Source organism: Exiguobacterium sp. UBA6282 (genome assembly GCF_002440475.1).
Lineage (GTDB): Bacteria > Bacillota > Bacilli > Exiguobacteriales > Exiguobacteriaceae > Exiguobacterium_A.
On the sequence record NZ_DJUM01000014.1, the window covers coordinates 96,871 to 112,714 of the forward strand.

At 47.9% G+C, this 15,844-nt stretch carries 17 protein-coding genes and 1 pseudogene; 4 read left to right on the forward strand and 14 right to left on the reverse strand.

Annotation, left to right across the window (positions count from 1 at the left end; all coding sequences use genetic code 11):
• From B2751_RS04230 to B2751_RS04275, 10 genes and pseudogenes are all read right to left on the reverse strand, one after another.
• Positions 1–200, reverse strand: a pseudogene (locus tag B2751_RS04230) (flagellar hook-associated protein FlgL); the annotation flags it as partial.
• Between the two features lie 7 nt (positions 201–207).
• The gene (gene flgK / locus B2751_RS04235; RefSeq protein ID WP_290773048.1) at positions 208–1,734 is read right to left on the reverse strand and encodes a flagellar hook-associated protein FlgK; all 1,527 of its coding nucleotides are present in this window, start codon (positions 1,732–1,734) and stop codon (positions 208–210) included.
• Positions 1,735–1,746: 12 nt separating this feature from the next.
• Positions 1,747–2,154, reverse strand: a complete 408-nt coding sequence (locus B2751_RS04240; protein ID WP_290773051.1) for a flagellar protein FlgN — start codon at positions 2,152–2,154, stop codon at positions 1,747–1,749.
• A 96-nt stretch (positions 2,155–2,250) separates the two neighbouring features.
• Positions 2,251–2,499 carry a flagellar biosynthesis anti-sigma factor FlgM gene (gene flgM, locus B2751_RS04245; RefSeq protein WP_035410118.1) on the reverse strand — a complete coding sequence of 83 codons (249 nt, stop codon included), beginning with the start codon at positions 2,497–2,499 and terminating at the stop codon, positions 2,251–2,253.
• A gap of 36 nt (positions 2,500–2,535) precedes the next feature.
• Complete coding sequence (locus B2751_RS04250) at positions 2,536–2,814, reverse strand: hypothetical protein (RefSeq protein ID WP_155960182.1); 279 nt, start codon at positions 2,812–2,814, stop codon at positions 2,536–2,538.
• A 144-nt stretch (positions 2,815–2,958) separates the two neighbouring features.
• Positions 2,959–3,363 carry a ComF family protein gene (locus tag B2751_RS04255; protein ID WP_290752494.1) on the reverse strand — a complete coding sequence of 135 codons (405 nt, stop codon included), beginning with the start codon at positions 3,361–3,363 and terminating at the stop codon, positions 2,959–2,961.
• A gap of 233 nt (positions 3,364–3,596) precedes the next feature.
• Entirely contained in the window at positions 3,597–4,808 is a 1,212-nt protein-coding gene (locus tag B2751_RS04260) for a helicase-related protein (RefSeq protein WP_290752497.1), read from the reverse strand.
• A 243-nt stretch (positions 4,809–5,051) separates the two neighbouring features.
• Positions 5,052–5,900 carry a DegV family protein gene (locus B2751_RS04265; RefSeq protein WP_056063083.1) on the reverse strand — a complete coding sequence of 283 codons (849 nt, stop codon included), beginning with the start codon at positions 5,898–5,900 and terminating at the stop codon, positions 5,052–5,054.
• 134 nt (positions 5,901–6,034) lie between these two features.
• On the reverse strand, positions 6,035–6,727 hold the full coding sequence (locus B2751_RS04270) for a response regulator (RefSeq protein WP_029342537.1): 693 nt from the start codon (positions 6,725–6,727) through the stop codon (positions 6,035–6,037).
• On the reverse strand, positions 6,724–7,896 hold the full coding sequence (locus tag B2751_RS04275) for a sensor histidine kinase (protein ID WP_035410131.1): 1,173 nt from the start codon (positions 7,894–7,896) through the stop codon (positions 6,724–6,726). The genes B2751_RS04270 and B2751_RS04275 overlap by 4 nt, the downstream gene beginning before the upstream one ends.
• Positions 7,897–7,995: 99 nt before the next feature.
• Here B2751_RS04275 and B2751_RS04280 point away from each other — a divergent pair, with 99 nt between their 5' ends.
• From B2751_RS04280 to B2751_RS04290, 3 genes are all read left to right on the forward strand, one after another.
• Positions 7,996–8,637 (forward strand): YigZ family protein, encoded by a 642-nt coding sequence (locus B2751_RS04280; protein ID WP_290773056.1) that lies wholly within the window; start codon positions 7,996–7,998, stop codon positions 8,635–8,637.
• A gap of 69 nt (positions 8,638–8,706) precedes the next feature.
• Positions 8,707–9,738, forward strand: coding sequence for an LCP family protein (locus B2751_RS04285; RefSeq protein WP_290773061.1), 1,032 nt, complete (start codon positions 8,707–8,709; stop codon positions 9,736–9,738).
• Positions 9,713–10,129 carry a GNAT family N-acetyltransferase gene (locus B2751_RS04290; RefSeq protein WP_290773064.1) on the forward strand — a complete coding sequence of 139 codons (417 nt, stop codon included), beginning with the start codon at positions 9,713–9,715 and terminating at the stop codon, positions 10,127–10,129. The genes B2751_RS04285 and B2751_RS04290 overlap by 26 nt, the downstream gene beginning before the upstream one ends.
• 49 nt (positions 10,130–10,178) lie before the next feature.
• Here the strand turns inward: B2751_RS04290 and chrA are convergent, their stop codons facing one another.
• From chrA to B2751_RS04310, 4 genes are read right to left on the reverse strand one after another with little or no spacing between them, the layout of a single operon-like run.
• Complete coding sequence (chrA, locus tag B2751_RS04295; protein WP_290773067.1) at positions 10,179–11,330, reverse strand: chromate efflux transporter; 1,152 nt, start codon at positions 11,328–11,330, stop codon at positions 10,179–10,181.
• Between the two features lie 52 nt (positions 11,331–11,382).
• Positions 11,383–12,486, reverse strand: a complete 1,104-nt coding sequence (locus B2751_RS04300; protein ID WP_290773070.1) for a DUF418 domain-containing protein — start codon at positions 12,484–12,486, stop codon at positions 11,383–11,385.
• A 58-nt stretch (positions 12,487–12,544) separates the two neighbouring features.
• Positions 12,545–13,588, reverse strand: coding sequence for a glycosyltransferase family 4 protein (locus B2751_RS04305; protein WP_035410148.1), 1,044 nt, complete (start codon positions 13,586–13,588; stop codon positions 12,545–12,547).
• A gap of 59 nt (positions 13,589–13,647) precedes the next feature.
• Positions 13,648–14,049, reverse strand: coding sequence for a hypothetical protein (locus B2751_RS04310; protein WP_035410150.1), 402 nt, complete (start codon positions 14,047–14,049; stop codon positions 13,648–13,650).
• A gap of 293 nt (positions 14,050–14,342) precedes the next feature.
• Here B2751_RS04310 and B2751_RS04315 point away from each other — a divergent pair, with 293 nt between their 5' ends.
• Positions 14,343–15,827, forward strand: coding sequence for an N-acetylmuramoyl-L-alanine amidase (locus B2751_RS04315; RefSeq protein WP_290773073.1), 1,485 nt, complete (start codon positions 14,343–14,345; stop codon positions 15,825–15,827).
• The last annotated feature ends 17 nt before the right edge of the window (positions 15,828–15,844 follow it).

Genomic DNA, 15,844 nt, shown 5'->3' on the forward strand with positions numbered 1-15,844 from the left:
CTGGCATTTTTCTTGAACTGTTCGACTTCTCGTACTTCCGTCCGGTAACGCACGCCTTGCATCGCAACGACTGGATCCTCAGACGGACGTTGAATCTTCTTCCCACTGATCAATTGTTCCTGAAGCGTGCTCAAGCGCTGATAGCTTGAGGATAAGTGCCCGATATTCGTTTTCGTCAACATCGTTTGTGTTACTCTCATCTATTCATCACCGTCCTACGAGTCCCATACCGTTGATGATTTTATCAAGCATCTCATCGACGGTCGTAATATTTCGTGCTGCCGCATTATAAGCGTGTTGATACTGAATCATCATCGTCATCTCTTCATCGATCGAGACGGCAGACATCGACATACGGCGTTGATCCGCACTTTCCATCAAGACAGCGGCACTCTTCCCAAGGCGCGCGACTTGTTCGGTCGAGACTGCCATGTTGCCGATGACGTTTTGATAGAACGAGCCGATCGTCGTCGTCGTGTCCGACTTCGTAAACGTAATGCTTGCCGTCTTCATCTTCGCTAGTTTCAGCGCACCTTGGCTGTCACCGATGTTTCCGTCCGTCGACGTCGCGATGTTATCGAGACTCGCTTTGATGTCCGTACCGACAGAAATCGTTGCTGCCGTGATGTCGCCACTTGTCGAAGCAAAGAACGCATTCGATCCCGCTGTCCCGTCTTTTTTCAAGTTCGTCGCGTGCGCGGCGTTGAACGCATCGGCGAAGGTCTTCGCCATCTCATCAAGTTGACTCTCCATCTTGACGTATTCACCGACAGCTTGACCGTTTCGTTCTTGCCCGTACATCTCGATCAATCCTGTCAAACGACCTGTTGAGAAACCGCCTAGCTGATCGAACGTGTAGGTTTGTGTCTCCGATTTGAAGCCTGTGTATAGTCCTTGATCGTTCGTCGTGAAGGTTAGTGTCCCTGCTTTCGGTAAGTCGGAGTCGACCGCAAGCAGCTTGTCCCCATTCGGAAACTTGATGTTGACGTCAATACGTCCTTCTGCATTGCGTAACGCATTCCCCATCTTCCCTGTTTCAATCGCCTGAGCGTCTACCGTCACTTTTTCGAAATCGACATATTGAGCAAGTTCATCAAAGTAGCGATCACGTTCATCATAGAGCGCGTTCGGCAAGGTACCGAGCGGTTCGACGACATGGATTTCCGTATTAATGTTATGGATTTTTTGCAAGAGATCATTGACTTTTTTCGTCGAGACATCCATTTCACTTTTTAAGTCTGATTTGACCTGATTGATTGCCTTCGACATGTAATTGAAGGTCTGTGCGAGCGTCTCTGCTTTTTGCCGGACGACACTGCGCGCACCCGAGTCCTGCGGATTCGTCGACAAAGTCTGAAGTGATTCCCAGAATCCGTCGAATGCCTTCGCAAGACCCGTATCCGACGGTTCATTGATGATATCTTCCATCCGTCCGAAAGCCGCTTCCTTCGTGCCGTAATAGGAAACTTTCGTCACTTCATCCCGGTATTGCTTATCGAGCATGATGTCTCGAATCCGCTCGACCATTTCTCCACGGACACCCGTTCCGACTTGACCATTTCGGCCAGATCCAAGCGATATCGAAAGCTGTTCTGTCGTTCCCATGACGAGACGCTGACGAGAGAATCCTTCCGTACCGGCGTTCGCAATGTTATTTCCAGTCGATTGCAGGGCCCACTGGTTCGTCGTTAATGCCCGACGTCCTGTCTCAAGCCCCATGAAAGTCGATCCCATCCGTATTCCTCCTTACGCGTTTCGGTTAAAGTGTGTCTGGTTCAGTGCGGACTGACCATATGTGAAGTCGTCTGCTTCTGGAATCAAGAGTTGGAGATGCCAATCCAAATAGTGCAACGATTGCTCGAGCAGCTCTGCGTTCAGTGCATTCAGCTGCCGCAGTTGACCGATCGTCTGCAACAACGTTCGGAGTGAGTCGACATCTTCCGGATGCGTCGCGATCCATTCCGTCATCGTCACGCTCCCCATGAGTGCAAGTCGCTCTTGTTCTAGTCCTTCGATCCGTTTGATATGTACGGGTTCTTCTTTAACGATTTCAGACAAGCGACGCATGTCGTTTGCAATCAAGACGTGCTTCTTTTCTTCTGCGAGCGCGAGCAATTGAGCATGCGCCTCGTTAAGCTGATTGATGAGTTGCATTCGGTTTCTCCTTCCGAATTAAAAAGGTTCCATTCATATAAAAAACGACCCGCGCATCCGTGCCCCGAGTCGCCTCCATTTTCTACGATGTTCCGCTTACAGGTTCAAGAAACGTTCCGCGATTTTTTTCGCGTCCGGTTTATAGGTTCCATCCTGGATCGCCTGCTTGAGGGATTCAATCTTTTCAGTCCGTGACGTCTGTGTCTCATTAAAACGCGCGCGCGCTTCTGTTGAGATACTGACTTCGTCCGGACGGTTCGTGCGTTGGTTTTTTGTTCCTTCTACTGATTGAGTTCTTTCGTACGTTTTGGGCATGTTCACCCATTTCGTAGAATCAATTCGCATGTGAACACCTGCTTTCTAGACTACAAAATTCTTAGTTCAAGTCCGATACGTCCTTGGTTTCGAAGAGTCAGAAGAGTCAAGCATCGCCTGGGCGAGGTCACGTCGTAAACGATCACGACATGCGGCACAAATCGTGCCTTCACGGGAGGGCTTCCCGCAATTCTCACACATGATTTCCATTTGGGAAATCTCGGAGATCAATAAGCGCCCTTCCTTGATGTAACGGAAGACGGTATCTCGACTGACACCCGTTCCGATCTCGACATCTTTAGGTGAAGTCCGGATTTTTCGTCGTTCTCGCAGAAATTCGCGCACCTTCTCAAAATCCGTATGATCCTTTCGTATGCAATCAATACACAGTTCTGAAGATTGACGCACAACTAACTTTCCGCAAGATTTACAATTGATGACATCCATTTCTTTCACCTCATATAGAGTATCGGCAGGATTGTCGCTTTCTTAAACACTTCGAAATAAAGTTACAGCAGAAATTTCTTTTGCGCCTGCCTCCTTCAGTCGAAACATTGCCTGCCGAAGAGTCACACCTGTCGTGTAGACGTCATCGACGAGCACAATGTTCTTCCCTTTGACGTCATTTGTCACGCAAAACGGATTACTTCGCGCAAGCCGAGCCTGTCGTCCTGCCTTACTTTGGGCAGGACCCTCCAAACGACTCAAATACGGCGCCATTTTCCCACGCATCTGGCGTGCGATCAACTCCGCTTGATTGAAACGACGGTCTGCGAGACGCTCGGTGCTTAACGGTATCGGAACAAGAACAGCTTGTTTGATTTTTACCTTCTTCAAGTCATCGGTAAACATCTCAAGCAACGCAGTATCTCCGAGAAACTTGAACCGACGCATGAATTCCTTGGCTGCATCATTGTACAGATAAAGAGGTGTCGTCTGGAGCGTCAGCCCTTGCAGCCGCCACGCCGTACAATCTGAACAGCATGGCGAACCCGGCTTTCCACAATCGACGCATTCCCCTCTTTTTACAAACTTTATTTTACAGGTCGGACAGGTCACTTGCCTAGTCCAGAGATTTCCGAGTTCCCAACTAGGTAGATAGACCTCTTGACAGAATAAACATCGATTCATGGTTGCACGGCATTCGCTTTTTTAATGTGATGGATCGCTTCATACATCGCATCACTTCGGTCATTGGCGCAAAATAAAATGTCACCATCCGGATACGCCGACGATCGTCCGACACGTCCGCTGATTTGAATCAAGGCTGACGTACTGAATCCTTGATCGGCATCAAGAATCGCAACCTGGACGTTTTCAATCGTCACACCCCGCTCTAGAATCGTCGTTGTCAGTAAGATTCCTGTCGATTGTCGAAAGCGTCGGACCTTCTCGACTCGTTCTGAATCCGCGGCATGGACCGTCTCGACGGTATAGCCTGCATCTGCGAATCGGTTCTGCCATCGCTCAAGCTCCGCAATACGCGAGACGAACACGAGCCGTGGTACAGCAGCATGACGCGCCAACCAATCGAATACGATCTGTTCGGTATAAGGTACGACGAGCTTTGGTACCGGTAACGGATACCCGTGATAGCGCCGCATCAGTCGGACTATCGGAAAGCGTCGATGCCAAAACGAAGGGGTGGCGCTTAATAAAATCAAGGCAGCGTCTTTCGTCATCGCTCGTTTGACGTACCGGTGCAACGTCCGGTCCATCCGGTAAGGGAAGGCATCGACCTCATCCAAGAAGACGACATCGAAACAATGCCGGTAATGAATCAATTGGTGTGTCGTACTGACCGTGATGTCACCTAACTCGAGACGCTCCGACGAACCACCGTATAAAGAGACAATGGACGTATTTGCGAATGCTCGCTTCAAATGCCCTGTCAATTCCCGGACGACATCTGCCCGAGGTGCTGCGACAAGAACACGTCGTCCGTTTGTAAGGGCGTCGGCGATTCCTGGAAAGAGCATCGGCGTTTTTCCGGCACCACACACGGCATGGACAAGAAGTCGTTTCGGACGCAAGACGGTCTGCTGGATTGCTTGTGCGATGCGCAGTTGCGCCGGCGTCAACAACAATGGTCCGTGTTGCGACGGGATCACTGGATCAAGCGCCTCCAAATCCGTCACGAGCCTCCCGCAGCTTCGCAATTTGCCATAAGCGAGACATTTTCGACAATAATAACAGGCTTTTCCACATGTACAGGCACCTCGTACTGGTAGTGCGCCACACCGTTGACAACGCCATGTCACGGCTGGCATGTATCGATATGTTTCGTTTGGTGTATCTATCCATTCAGCAGGTACGAGTCGTCCTCGAAGATCCATCATCATGACCTCTCCTTTCTGTGACGTTCCTTTCTCGCATATGCCTGGTATCTCCTTGTCCGCATACGTTCCTGCTCCATCGCTTTTTTCCTCAGTCAATTTAAGAAAATAGTGTATGTTATGTCTCTAAAAGTCCTCGTAAGTAGAATCATTCATGAAAATCGAGGATTTTGACAAAACAAAAGCAACAGGTATTCTCAACGTAAGAGAATTCCTGCTGCTCATCTGTTTTATCGGATATGTTGTTCATTCCGCTGCATGATACCACGTGATCCCAATTGCACCAGGTCCGAGGTGTGTCCCGATGACGGGTCCGAAGAAGCTCATCTCGATGCGTGCCTGCGGGAAAAGTGCCGTTAGTTCGGCAATTTCTGCTTCTGCTTTCATAGAATCCTCCGCATGGATGACACCGATGACATATCCTGCTCCATCCCCTTTGATGTCTTCCTTCATCATTTCCTCGATTCGATTGACCGCTCGCTTGAACGTCCGGATTTTTTCGAACGGAACGATTTTCCCGTCGATGAAGTGAAGGACCGGTTTTATCTTCAGAAATGAGCCGACGAATGCCTGTGCGACACTCAAACGTCCACCACGCTGAAGGTGGGCTAGATCGTCGACGACGAAGTAGGCTCGAATCTGTTTTTTTAATGTCTCCAGACGATTAACGATCGTCTCTGCCGTCGCTCCTGCATCTCGCAAACGAACGGCTTCTTGGACGAGAAACGCTTGCGGCATACAGGAAATACGTGAATCGATTGGATGAACGTTAACATGCTCCACCATCATGTTGATCGTATGTAACGCTTGATACGTTCCACTGATCCCACTCGATAGTGTGATACCGATGATATCCGTTCCTTCCGGCAATTGCTCGAACGACGCAACGAGATCACCGATGTTCGGTTGTGATGTCGTCGGGAGGCTGCCCGTCTGGATGCGTTTATAAAATTCAGCTACTGAGATGTCAAACCCTTCTCGATAGGCGTCACCGTCGAAGATGACACTAAGTGGTGCGACGTGCACTTGATGTTCTTCACAATAGGTAGTTGGCAGATAGGCTGTGCTATCCGTTAAGATCACAATCTGGCTCATCCGTGAATTTCCTCGCTTTTATAGTTCCGTCGTGACGCTGCCGAATGTGACACGCCACAATCGTTTTTAAGTGTAGCATTTTTCCTTGGATAAAAAAAGAAAGACAGGAGCCCCGGCTCCTGTCTTTCGAGATGTTAGACGACGACCCATCCACGGCGGATTGATTCGACGACGGCACCAGTACGGTCCGGTACATTCATCTTCCGAAGGATCGATGAGACGTGGTTCTTAACCGTCTTTTCACTGATGTATAATGTATCGCTGATCGCGCGGTTTGAGAAGCCGTCCGCCAGTAACTGTAAGACTTCGCATTCGCGACGTGTTAGAACGTGGAGCGGTGCTTCCGCGACTCGTTTTTCAACAGGCTGTGATGCCATCGTTTGTTTCATCTTCATCAAACGACGATATTCCTGTAATAAGTTCGGTGTGACCTTCGGATGGACGTAGCCACCTTCGCGGTATACGGAACGAATCGCATTGACGAGCTCATCGGTTGCCATTTCTTTTAAGAGATAACCGACCGCGCCTGCACCGAGTGCATGCATGACATATGTCTCATCATCATGAATCGATAAGATGATGACACGGACGTCCGGATAGACTTCCATCAGACGTTTTGTTGCTTCGACACCATTGACTTGCGGCATGTTGATATCCATTAAGACGATATCCGGTTGGTGGGTTTCGACGAGCGAGATGACTTCCGCTCCACTTTCCCCCTCCGCTACGACGACGAACTCTTCTTCGAAATCAAGAATTCGTTTAACGCCTTCGCGGAATAACTGATGATCGTCGACGATGACTACTTTCACTTGCTCGTTGTTCACAGTGTTTCCCCTCTCGCTTCGGATTCCTCGATCGGAATCTTTACCTTGATGACCGTACCTTTTCCGGGTTGCGTCTCGATTTCGAATTCACCATCGATCAATTCGATCCGTTCACGCATACCGACGAGTCCGAATGACTCGTCACACGACGCGACGATGGAATCAAAATCAAATCCAACGCCATTATCCTTTACATGGATTCGTACGGAATGTTGATATTGTTCTATGATAATACGAATGTCACTCGCTTTGGAATGCTTAACTGCATTTTGAACGGCTTCTTGCACGATTCGGAAAACGGCGACTTCATACGTCGAATCGATTCGTTCACCGCCTCCAAGATAGTTGAAGTGAACCGGAATATTCGAAATTTCTTGAATATGACGAAGATAACGTTCGAGCGTCGGAACGAATCCGAGATCGTCAAGCGTCATCGGACGTAAATCGTATATGATACGACGGATATCAGCAAGCCCATCCCGAATCAACGTCCGTAAACGGTGAATCTCTTCAAAAGCTGCCTCTGCCCCATTGTGCTGGTGAATCTTTTCAATCAAATCTGCCCGGATCAAGACATGGGCAAGCGTCTGTGCCGGACCATCATGCATATCGCGCGACAGCCGGCGGCGTTCATTTTCGGCGGACTGGAAGACTTTTAGACCCATCTCCTGCTTTTGCATCGCCTTTTCATATTTTTCATTCATCATCTGCATATCGTCCGTCAAGAAGTTCAAGACGACCGAGACACGTCCAATCAATTGATCTGCTCGTTCTATCGTCTCATCGAGCTGAATCAGTCGGCGCTCGAGCTCATCACGTCGTTTTCGGCAATTCATCTCGTCTCGTTGATTGATGAACGATTCGAGCTGCAACGCATTTGCAGTCTCATAGGCCGACCGGACATCCTGTTCCGAGTAGCTGTCGAAGTTCTTACTGACGACGACGAGTCGCGCCTTCGCATCCTTGATGTGCCGTTCAAGTCGTTCTGCTTCTTTTATATAGTCGTGCACCCGAATCTTCAGGTCGCGTAGTTCTTGCTGAATTTCGGCATACTGTTCGCGAGAACTTTCCGTAATCCGGACGATTTCTTCCCGACTCTCTTCTACGACGCCGATGATGTTCTGTACGATATCATTCAAGGATAGCCGCTCCCTCATCTCATTCGTCATGGTACTCCCTCCATTCCTTGCCAGTCGTCTACGGTTGTCTCTCTCTTGGAACGTCGTTATGCTAGAAAGAACTAGTTAACGAGGAGGACATTTTTGATTATGACATTATCTAATTATTATACAGTAAAAGAAAACGGTTTCCACGAAATCATTATCCAAAAGTCACGATTCATTACCTATTTAGCGCGTGCAACGACGGAAGAACAAGCCCAGGCGTTCATTTCCGAGCTGAAAAAAAAACACCACGATGCGAACCATAATTGTTCCGCCTACGTCATCGGTGAACGCAATGAGATCCAAAAAGCGAATGATGACGGTGAACCGAGCGGAACGGCCGGTGTTCCAATGCTTGAAGTATTGAAAAAGCGAGACTTACGCGATACGGTCGTTGTCGTGACACGATATTTCGGCGGTATCAAGCTGGGTGGCGGTGGATTGATCCGTGCTTATGGTTCGAGCGTTTCTGAAGCACTGAACGCAGTCGGCGTCGTCGAACGGATCGAACATACTGTCGTCTCCGTCACCGTCGATTATACATGGCTTGGAAAACTCGAGAACGAACTGCGGGCAAGCGTCCATCCAATTGATCAGATCCATTACCTCGATCAAGTCCAGATCGACGTCCTCGTCAAGACAGCCGATGTTCCGGATTTTCTCGACTGGATGACGAATATGACGAATGGTCAAGCTGAGTTGTCAATCGGCTCTACACGCTACCTCGAACGTGACATTATTTCTTGAACTGCTATACTGATTGTAAAGAATTTTAAAGTTTTTCAAAAATTCAGATAAAGTTAGGGGTTAATGAACGTGGAAGAGCGAACCCGAAGCAATAAAAAAAAGATAAAGAAAAAACGTTCTTGGTTCAAAGTGTTCGTGATCAGTTTTCTTATCGTGCTTATTGGCGGAGGGGCGACCTTCGCGTATGTCGCGTACAAGACATTTCAGACCGCAAACGACTCAAAAGTCGATTTAGCTCGTGGTGACAAGTCTGAGAAACGAAAAGCTGCGATTGATTTGACGAAAGACCACTTTTCTGTCTTGCTTGTCGGAACGGATGAACGACCTGGCGATACCTCCTCACGTGCTGACACGATGATCGTCGCGACATTCAACAAGAATGATCAGACGGTCGATATGGTCAGTATTCCTCGTGATTCACTTGTCCAGATTCCTTCGGTTGGTTATGAAGATAAGATCAACCATTCCTATGCCTTCGGTGGCATCGATTCAACGATTGAAACCGTCGAGACATTACTTGATATCCCCATCGACTATTACGCCTCGATCAACTTCAACGGTGTCGTCGCGATCGTTGACGCCTTAGGTGGCATCGATGTCGACGTCAAATTACCAATCGATACGCTCGACTCATCCGATAAGCGCAATGGCGTCAAATTGGAGCCGGGGAAACAAACGTTGAACGGAGAGGAAGCACTCGCTTATGCCCGAATGCGTTATCAAGATCCTGAAGGTGATATCGGTCGAACAAAACGCCAACAACAAATCGTCGAAGCGATCGTCGATCAATCCACCTCATTCGGTTCCATCACGAAATTGAACAGTCTGATGGATGCGACCGGTGATAACTTCAAAACGAACATGTCGTTGACGGAAGCATTCCAATTGCAACCATTCATCAAAAAAATCGGTTCGATCAACCGGATTGATTTAAAAGGAACGGATACGAAAATCAACGGCGTCTACTACTACCAACTTGATCCGACTTCACTTGCGGATGCAAAAACGACGTTGAAGGAACAGCTCAATCTACCGACTGATGAGACAACGGACGGCACGACGACGGAGGCTGCAGATGATTCGGTCACTTCAACCAACTGATCATACGTCACTATTAGATGTTCAGCGCCGCGCTTATCAGATTGAAGCACGATTACTCGAAACTGCTGATTTCCCGCCATTACGCGAAACGATTGATGACATCAACATAGAGGCACCGACTGGTTTTGTTTATGTTATCGACGATAACATCACTGGTGCCGTCACGGTTGACAATTTGACAATCACCCGTCTCGTCGTTGATCCGGCATACTTCCGGCAAGGGATTGCACAATCCTTGTTGCAACATCTATTCGAACACAGTCACGCAAAACATGTCATGACTGGCGCGCGTAATCTTCCTGCGCTCGCTCTTTATGCTCGCTTCGGCTTCACGAAAGTTCAACGCGTATTCCGCGATGAGATTGAACTCGTCTTCTTGACGCGCATGTGACGTCTAATAACAAAGCAGCAGTGGACAAATGTCCGCTGCTGCTTTGTTATTAGAAGAAAAGAAACCCGAGCACTGCACCGATCAGAACAATACGAAGCGGTGACTGCTTGTAAAAACGTAACAGACAAAATAATCCGAAAGCCATCAAGAAGTCGAGTCCACTTTTAATACTCGATGTAAAAATCGGATCGTACAATGCCGCGAGTAAGATACCGACGACGGCAGCGTTGACCCCGATCAACATCCGACCAACCGACTGATTTTTTCGGATGCGATCCCAGTACGGCAAAACACCGATGACGAGTAAGAAACCGGGTAAGAAAATCGCAAGCGTCGCAAGGATGCCTCCAGAAATACCAGAGACGATCGTACCGAGATACGTCGCGAATGTGAAGAGAGGTCCCGGTACCGCTTGTGCCGCTGCATATCCGGCAAGGAACGTATCCGTATTCATGAGTCCAGGTACGAGCGATTGCTCAAGAAACGGCAAGACGACGTGCCCGCCACCAAAGACGAGAGCTCCGGCACTGTACATGATACTCGTCAGCTGGATGGTTCCAGTTGTCGCTTGAGCGAGAAACAGCGTGACGGTGAGTAAGACGAAAAACAAGACGAGTGCGGTGACGCTAAGCATTCGTGGTACGCGAATTGACAATGAACCACCTGTCTCCGTTCCTTCTTTGAACCAGAAGAAGGCAATAAGACCTGCGAGTAGTAAAACTCCGACTTGCACCAATGGATGGGCAATCAAGAGCACGCCTGCGAGCGCCAGTAACATCAAGGTCAGGCGTTTGGCACCTGTCGCAAGCTTTATTCCCATACCCAGAACGGCGTCAGCGACAATCGCAACTGCCACGAGCTTCAAACCGTGAATGAATCCAGCTTCTGCAACGTCGAACCGTGTCGCAAGAAGCGCGAACAGAATCAAGGCGATACTCGACGGCAACGTGAAGCCGATGAAGGAAATAATTGCTCCTGCTACCCCACCACGGATCAGTCCGATGCCCATTCCAACCTGACTCGAGGCTGGACCGGGTAAGAATTGACAGAGCGCGACTAAGTCAGCATAGGCTTTCTCGTCGATCCATTTTTTCCGTTTGACATATTCTTCATAAAAATATCCGAGATGGGCGACCGGACCACCGAACGACGTCCATCCGAGCTTAAACGACACTAGAAAGATTTCGATTAAACGATGCATGTTTCACCTCCATCTTTCATTTTACATAAAAATTGTTAAGTTCTCGTGAACTTCAATGATTTTTCTTCCCGTATGTTCCCTTTCGCCACAATTTTTCCATGGGACCTTGTGCATGATGCTTTAGATATCTGTTTGATGCGATACCTTGCGTAATCAAAATCAGGAATACAAGTAACAGACCTTGCCATAAAGGCGTCGTTTCAAACTGACCGCTCAGGAAGATGAAACATGTAAAGACGAGTGTGTGCATTAAATAGTTCGTCAATGCCATCCGTCCCAGTCCAGCAAACCACCGCATTCGTCCAGCACGGACGAGTAATGCGACAGCACAAGCATAGGTGATAGCAAGCGTCCGACCTGATAACCAGACATAAAAGAGATTAGATGAACCGTCTGGTACGTCCATATGTGAATGAATGATTCCTACGAATGATGGCACCGTCAGCAACAGGCTGATTCCGAGCGTCCACCAGAGAAAACGATTCGTCGGCGGTCGTGTGCTGAAACGTTCCATCAACAATGCCCCGATTAAGAACAGCGACAGAATTTGCGGCCATATGATACCGGTGTTCAGAAAGGATTGCGGTAGTTGAACGGTTATCTCATCGTGAATGAAGCCGACAATATCCCGGGAAGCGACCAACGATTGCAAGAAATCATTCTCTTCGATACTCGATTCATCTCCGAATTCGTTAGCATATTGGTAAATCGATATGTAAATCAGGAAAGTATACACTTGACCGACGACTGCAACTAACATTTTCGTAATCGGCTTTGCTTTCGTAAATAATAACAAGATGAAACCAGTCAACGCATACGTATGTAAAATATCGCCCTGCCACAAGCATAAATGTACCAGTCCAATGAGAAAAAGAATCCCTAGACGACGCGCAAAAATCATCTTCGATAATCCTTTTTGTCGCAAACGCTGGATGAACAAATAGAATCCTGCTCCGAACAAGACACTAAACAGCGTATAGAATTTCGTCTGGATGAAAAGGTCAAAAAACAGACGAATCCATTGGTCCACTTCCCCCATCATCGCATGTGATCGATCGCCAAGAAAACTTGGCATATTGACGAATAGGATTCCGCATAATGCAAAACCCCGTAACACATCTAAATAAACGATGCGTTGATTCAACTGTTGTTCCAACCTAACACTTCCTTCCTAAAAAAAGACCGCTCATTTTCTGAGCGGTCTTTATCATACGCTATCTCGATGTAAAACGTTCCAACAAATTCAATAATGGACGATAGCGTTCACCGAGCAAACCAAGCGACTCGACTAAAATATCGAGGACAAGCAGTAACATGACGAGGGAGACAAGTGCCCCAAGTGAGTTCGTCTGAGAAAAGAGAACTGCCGTCATCCCAAAAATTGCACAGAGTCCATAGATGACAAGGACCGCTTGTCGCATTGTAAAGCCAAGATCAAGTAACCGGTGATGCAAATGAGCTTTGTCCGGTGCGAATGGCGGTTTTCCTTGCAACACCCGGCGGACGATCGCAAATAACGTATCGGAAATCGGGATACCAAGCAAAATGACCGGGACGGCAAGTGAGAACAGCGTCACGTTCTTGAATCCAAGTAACGACAACACACCGAGCATATACCCGAGGAACAAAGCACCCGTATCGCCCATGAAAATCTTCGCTGGGTAAAAGTTATGGAACAAGAAGCCGAACGTACTCATCAATAAGAGAATCGCGACGATCGTCACGTAGACGTTTCCTTGGATGACGGCAAGACTGATCAATGTCAACAAGACGATACTTGAGACACCGGCTGCTAAACCATCTAATCCATCAATCAAGTTGACGGCGTTCGTGATCCCGATGACCCAAAGGAACGTCAACGGAACACTCCACCACCCGAGATATAATTGTTGGTCGAACGGTAAATTGATGAACTCGATCCGAATCCCACCGTTGAGGACAATGACGGCGGCAACGATTTGCCCCATCAGCTTTAAACGGGCATTGAGCTGGAATCGATCATCAAAGGCACCTGTCAAAATAATAACGAATCCGCCGACTAGAATATGCGTCGCATACGGACTCGAAGGTTGTAAGATAAAATAACCGATCATGAACGCGATATAGATCGCAAGTCCGCCAAGTCGCGGCATGATTCGGACATGTACTTTTCGCGCGTCTGGACTGTCAACGGCACCGACTGCAATCGCAAAGCGTTTCACGACGGGTGTGATCAGTAAGGCGGCGATAAAACAGACGATGGACGCAGTCCATAACATAGTAACATCACGCTCCTGCGCGAATTATATCATAAAAAAAAAGAGCCGACGAGCGGCTCTTACATGAAGATCGGTACTTCAGCAGCTGGATCATATGTATAGATACCGCGTCCGACTTTCTTAATGGCAGGGTTTGCCTGTTCGACTTTCGCCATCAATTGATAGATATTGCTGATTTGGTGACGATAACGTAACTCGAGTTCCATTTGGATATCACGTGCTGTCATCGATTCACGCTCGCGCATTAAATCACTGATTTGGTGCACGTAGACTTCTAGTGGATACCGTTGATTGACGCGACGTTGCTTTAACGGACGCTCATGCGTGACGGCGATTTCTTGCGAATGTTCTCCCGTTCCACGGCTTAATTCCGAGATCAAATACTCGGCGCGTCGTTGCAGACGACGGTATTCCTCTTCGATTTCCATTAGTTCGCGGTAGATGTGTTCACTGTTCCCCATTCCTTGCCCCTCTTTCCTATTTTATACATTAATGTTTCAGTTGTGTTTCAATTGTATGTATTTTGAAATATGTTAAACTATAATTTGCCTCGATAATATATAATTTCTTTAATTATTTAATTATCCTGTAATATTTTCATATCCTTACCGATAAATTGGCTACACTTCATATTAACAGAAAGGAATGAAAACGGAACATATAATTTCGAGATTTAACTATTTTAATAATACTTAAGTTCTATTAATACAAGATATATCTTTCTTATTTTAACGAAAAGGAGACTGGAAATTTAATGGGCAAATTACCTAAAACATTTCAGACCGCTTTAGTACTTTCGTTGGTATCCGGTTGCTTCGCTTCTACTTCTACTGTATCGGCTGCGACCGGCACAACCTTTACGAAAACTTCGTATCAGACGACGGATGCTTTGAATTTACGTAGTTCGAATTCGACCTCTTCGAAGAAACTACTGACGATCCCGAAGACGACGAACGTCACGTCAAACTACCGTAAAGGCTCTTGGTATAAGTTGTCATATAAAGGAAAGACGGGTTATGTGACGGGATCTTACCTGAAAAAGATTGAGCGTGGTACGTCCTTTACGAAGACGTCCTATAAGACGACCGATGCGTTGTCCTTACGTAGTGCGGCAACGACGTCTTCTAATCGCTTGTTGACGATTCCTAAAGGGACAGGCGTACAATCGAGTTTTAAAAGCGGAAATTGGTATAAAGTGACCTATGCGAACAAGATTGGTTATGTTTCGGGTTCTTATTTGAAGAAAGTAGCTGCACCAGCTAAGACCACGGTCTATACGACGACCGATCGCTTGAACTTCCGTTCGTCCCCTTCGACGTCCGGGAAAGTACTTACAACGATTCCGAGTGGAACAGCAGTCAGCTCCCTCGCCGTTAAATCGAACTGGCATACGGTGCAGTACCAAGGGAAGACAGGTTATGTCATGGGGACATACTTGAAGAAAGGGGCTTCCGTCCCTGCCTCGACGACTGGAAACGTTGACTACAGTGGTTCGAAGATGTATGTCTTGATCTCGTCCGGTAACAGTGTCGCTCTTCGTGCGAATACTTCAACGCTCAGTGGTCAAATCGCCCGTCTCGGTCGGGGGACCCCTGTCGTCGTCACGAATCCGCGGCATCAAACGAAAGGCTTCGTCGCCGTCCGGACAGCAAGTGGTCAAAGCGGTTATGTCGATGCGACGTATCTGACACTGTTCCAACCGGCACCATCAAACCGTCCATTGCTTGTCCTTGACCCAGGTCATGGTGGACATGACGCAGGCGCGGTTCGTTACGGCGTTACGGAACGTGACATCGTTCTTGCAGTCACGAAACAAGTCGCTGAACGTCTTGCCGGAAAAGTCGATGTGACGATGTCACGTTATACAAACGATTACTACCCGTCACTTGGAGAACGGAGCGCCCTTGCGAACAGTCATGCGACGACTGCTTTCGTCAGTGTTCATATCAATGCTTCAACGAGTGAACAGGCATATGGAGCAGAGACCTTCTACTATAAGGGTGCTTCTTCGATCAACCTCGCTCAGAACGTTCAGCAACGTCTCGTCTCGTATGCTGGCATGCGTAACCGAAGCGTTCACTATGCGAACTATGCTGTCATTCGCGGCACACAAGCGCCATCGATTCTAGCAGAACTCGGTTTCCTCTCGAACAGTTCGGATCGTGCGAAACTTACGAATCCGACATATCAATCCCGCTACGCGCAAGCAATCGCGGACGGAATCCTCGCTTCGCTTTAAATCAACCGCATATTAAA

Coding starts and splice junctions, on each gene's coding strand:
- B2751_RS04315 (WP_290773073.1), top strand. CDS start 14,343: ATGGGCAAATTACCTAAAACATTTCAGACCGCTTTAGTACTTTCGTTG.
- flgK (WP_290773048.1), bottom strand. CDS start 1,734: ATGGGATCGACTTTCATGGGGCTTGAGACAGGACGTCGGGCATTAACG.
- B2751_RS04265 (WP_056063083.1), bottom strand. CDS start 5,900: ATGAGCCAGATTGTGATCTTAACGGATAGCACAGCCTATCTGCCAACT.
- B2751_RS04255 (WP_290752494.1), bottom strand. CDS start 3,363: ATGCGTCGGTTCAAGTTTCTCGGAGATACTGCGTTGCTTGAGATGTTT.
- B2751_RS04275 (WP_035410131.1), bottom strand. CDS start 7,896: ATGACGAATGAGATGAGGGAGCGGCTATCCTTGAATGATATCGTACAG.
- B2751_RS04280 (WP_290773056.1), top strand. CDS start 7,996: ATGACATTATCTAATTATTATACAGTAAAAGAAAACGGTTTCCACGAA.
- B2751_RS04260 (WP_290752497.1), bottom strand. CDS start 4,808: ATGATGGATCTTCGAGGACGACTCGTACCTGCTGAATGGATAGATACA.
- B2751_RS04310 (WP_035410150.1), bottom strand. CDS start 14,049: ATGGGGAACAGTGAACACATCTACCGCGAACTAATGGAAATCGAAGAG.
- flgM (WP_035410118.1), bottom strand. CDS start 2,499: ATGCGAATTGATTCTACGAAATGGGTGAACATGCCCAAAACGTACGAA.
- B2751_RS04305 (WP_035410148.1), bottom strand. CDS start 13,588: ATGTTATGGACTGCGTCCATCGTCTGTTTTATCGCCGCCTTACTGATC.
- B2751_RS04240 (WP_290773051.1), bottom strand. CDS start 2,154: ATGCAACTCATCAATCAGCTTAACGAGGCGCATGCTCAATTGCTCGCG.
- chrA (WP_290773067.1), bottom strand. CDS start 11,330: ATGCATCGTTTAATCGAAATCTTTCTAGTGTCGTTTAAGCTCGGATGG.
- B2751_RS04290 (WP_290773064.1), top strand. CDS start 9,713: ATGATTCGGTCACTTCAACCAACTGATCATACGTCACTATTAGATGTT.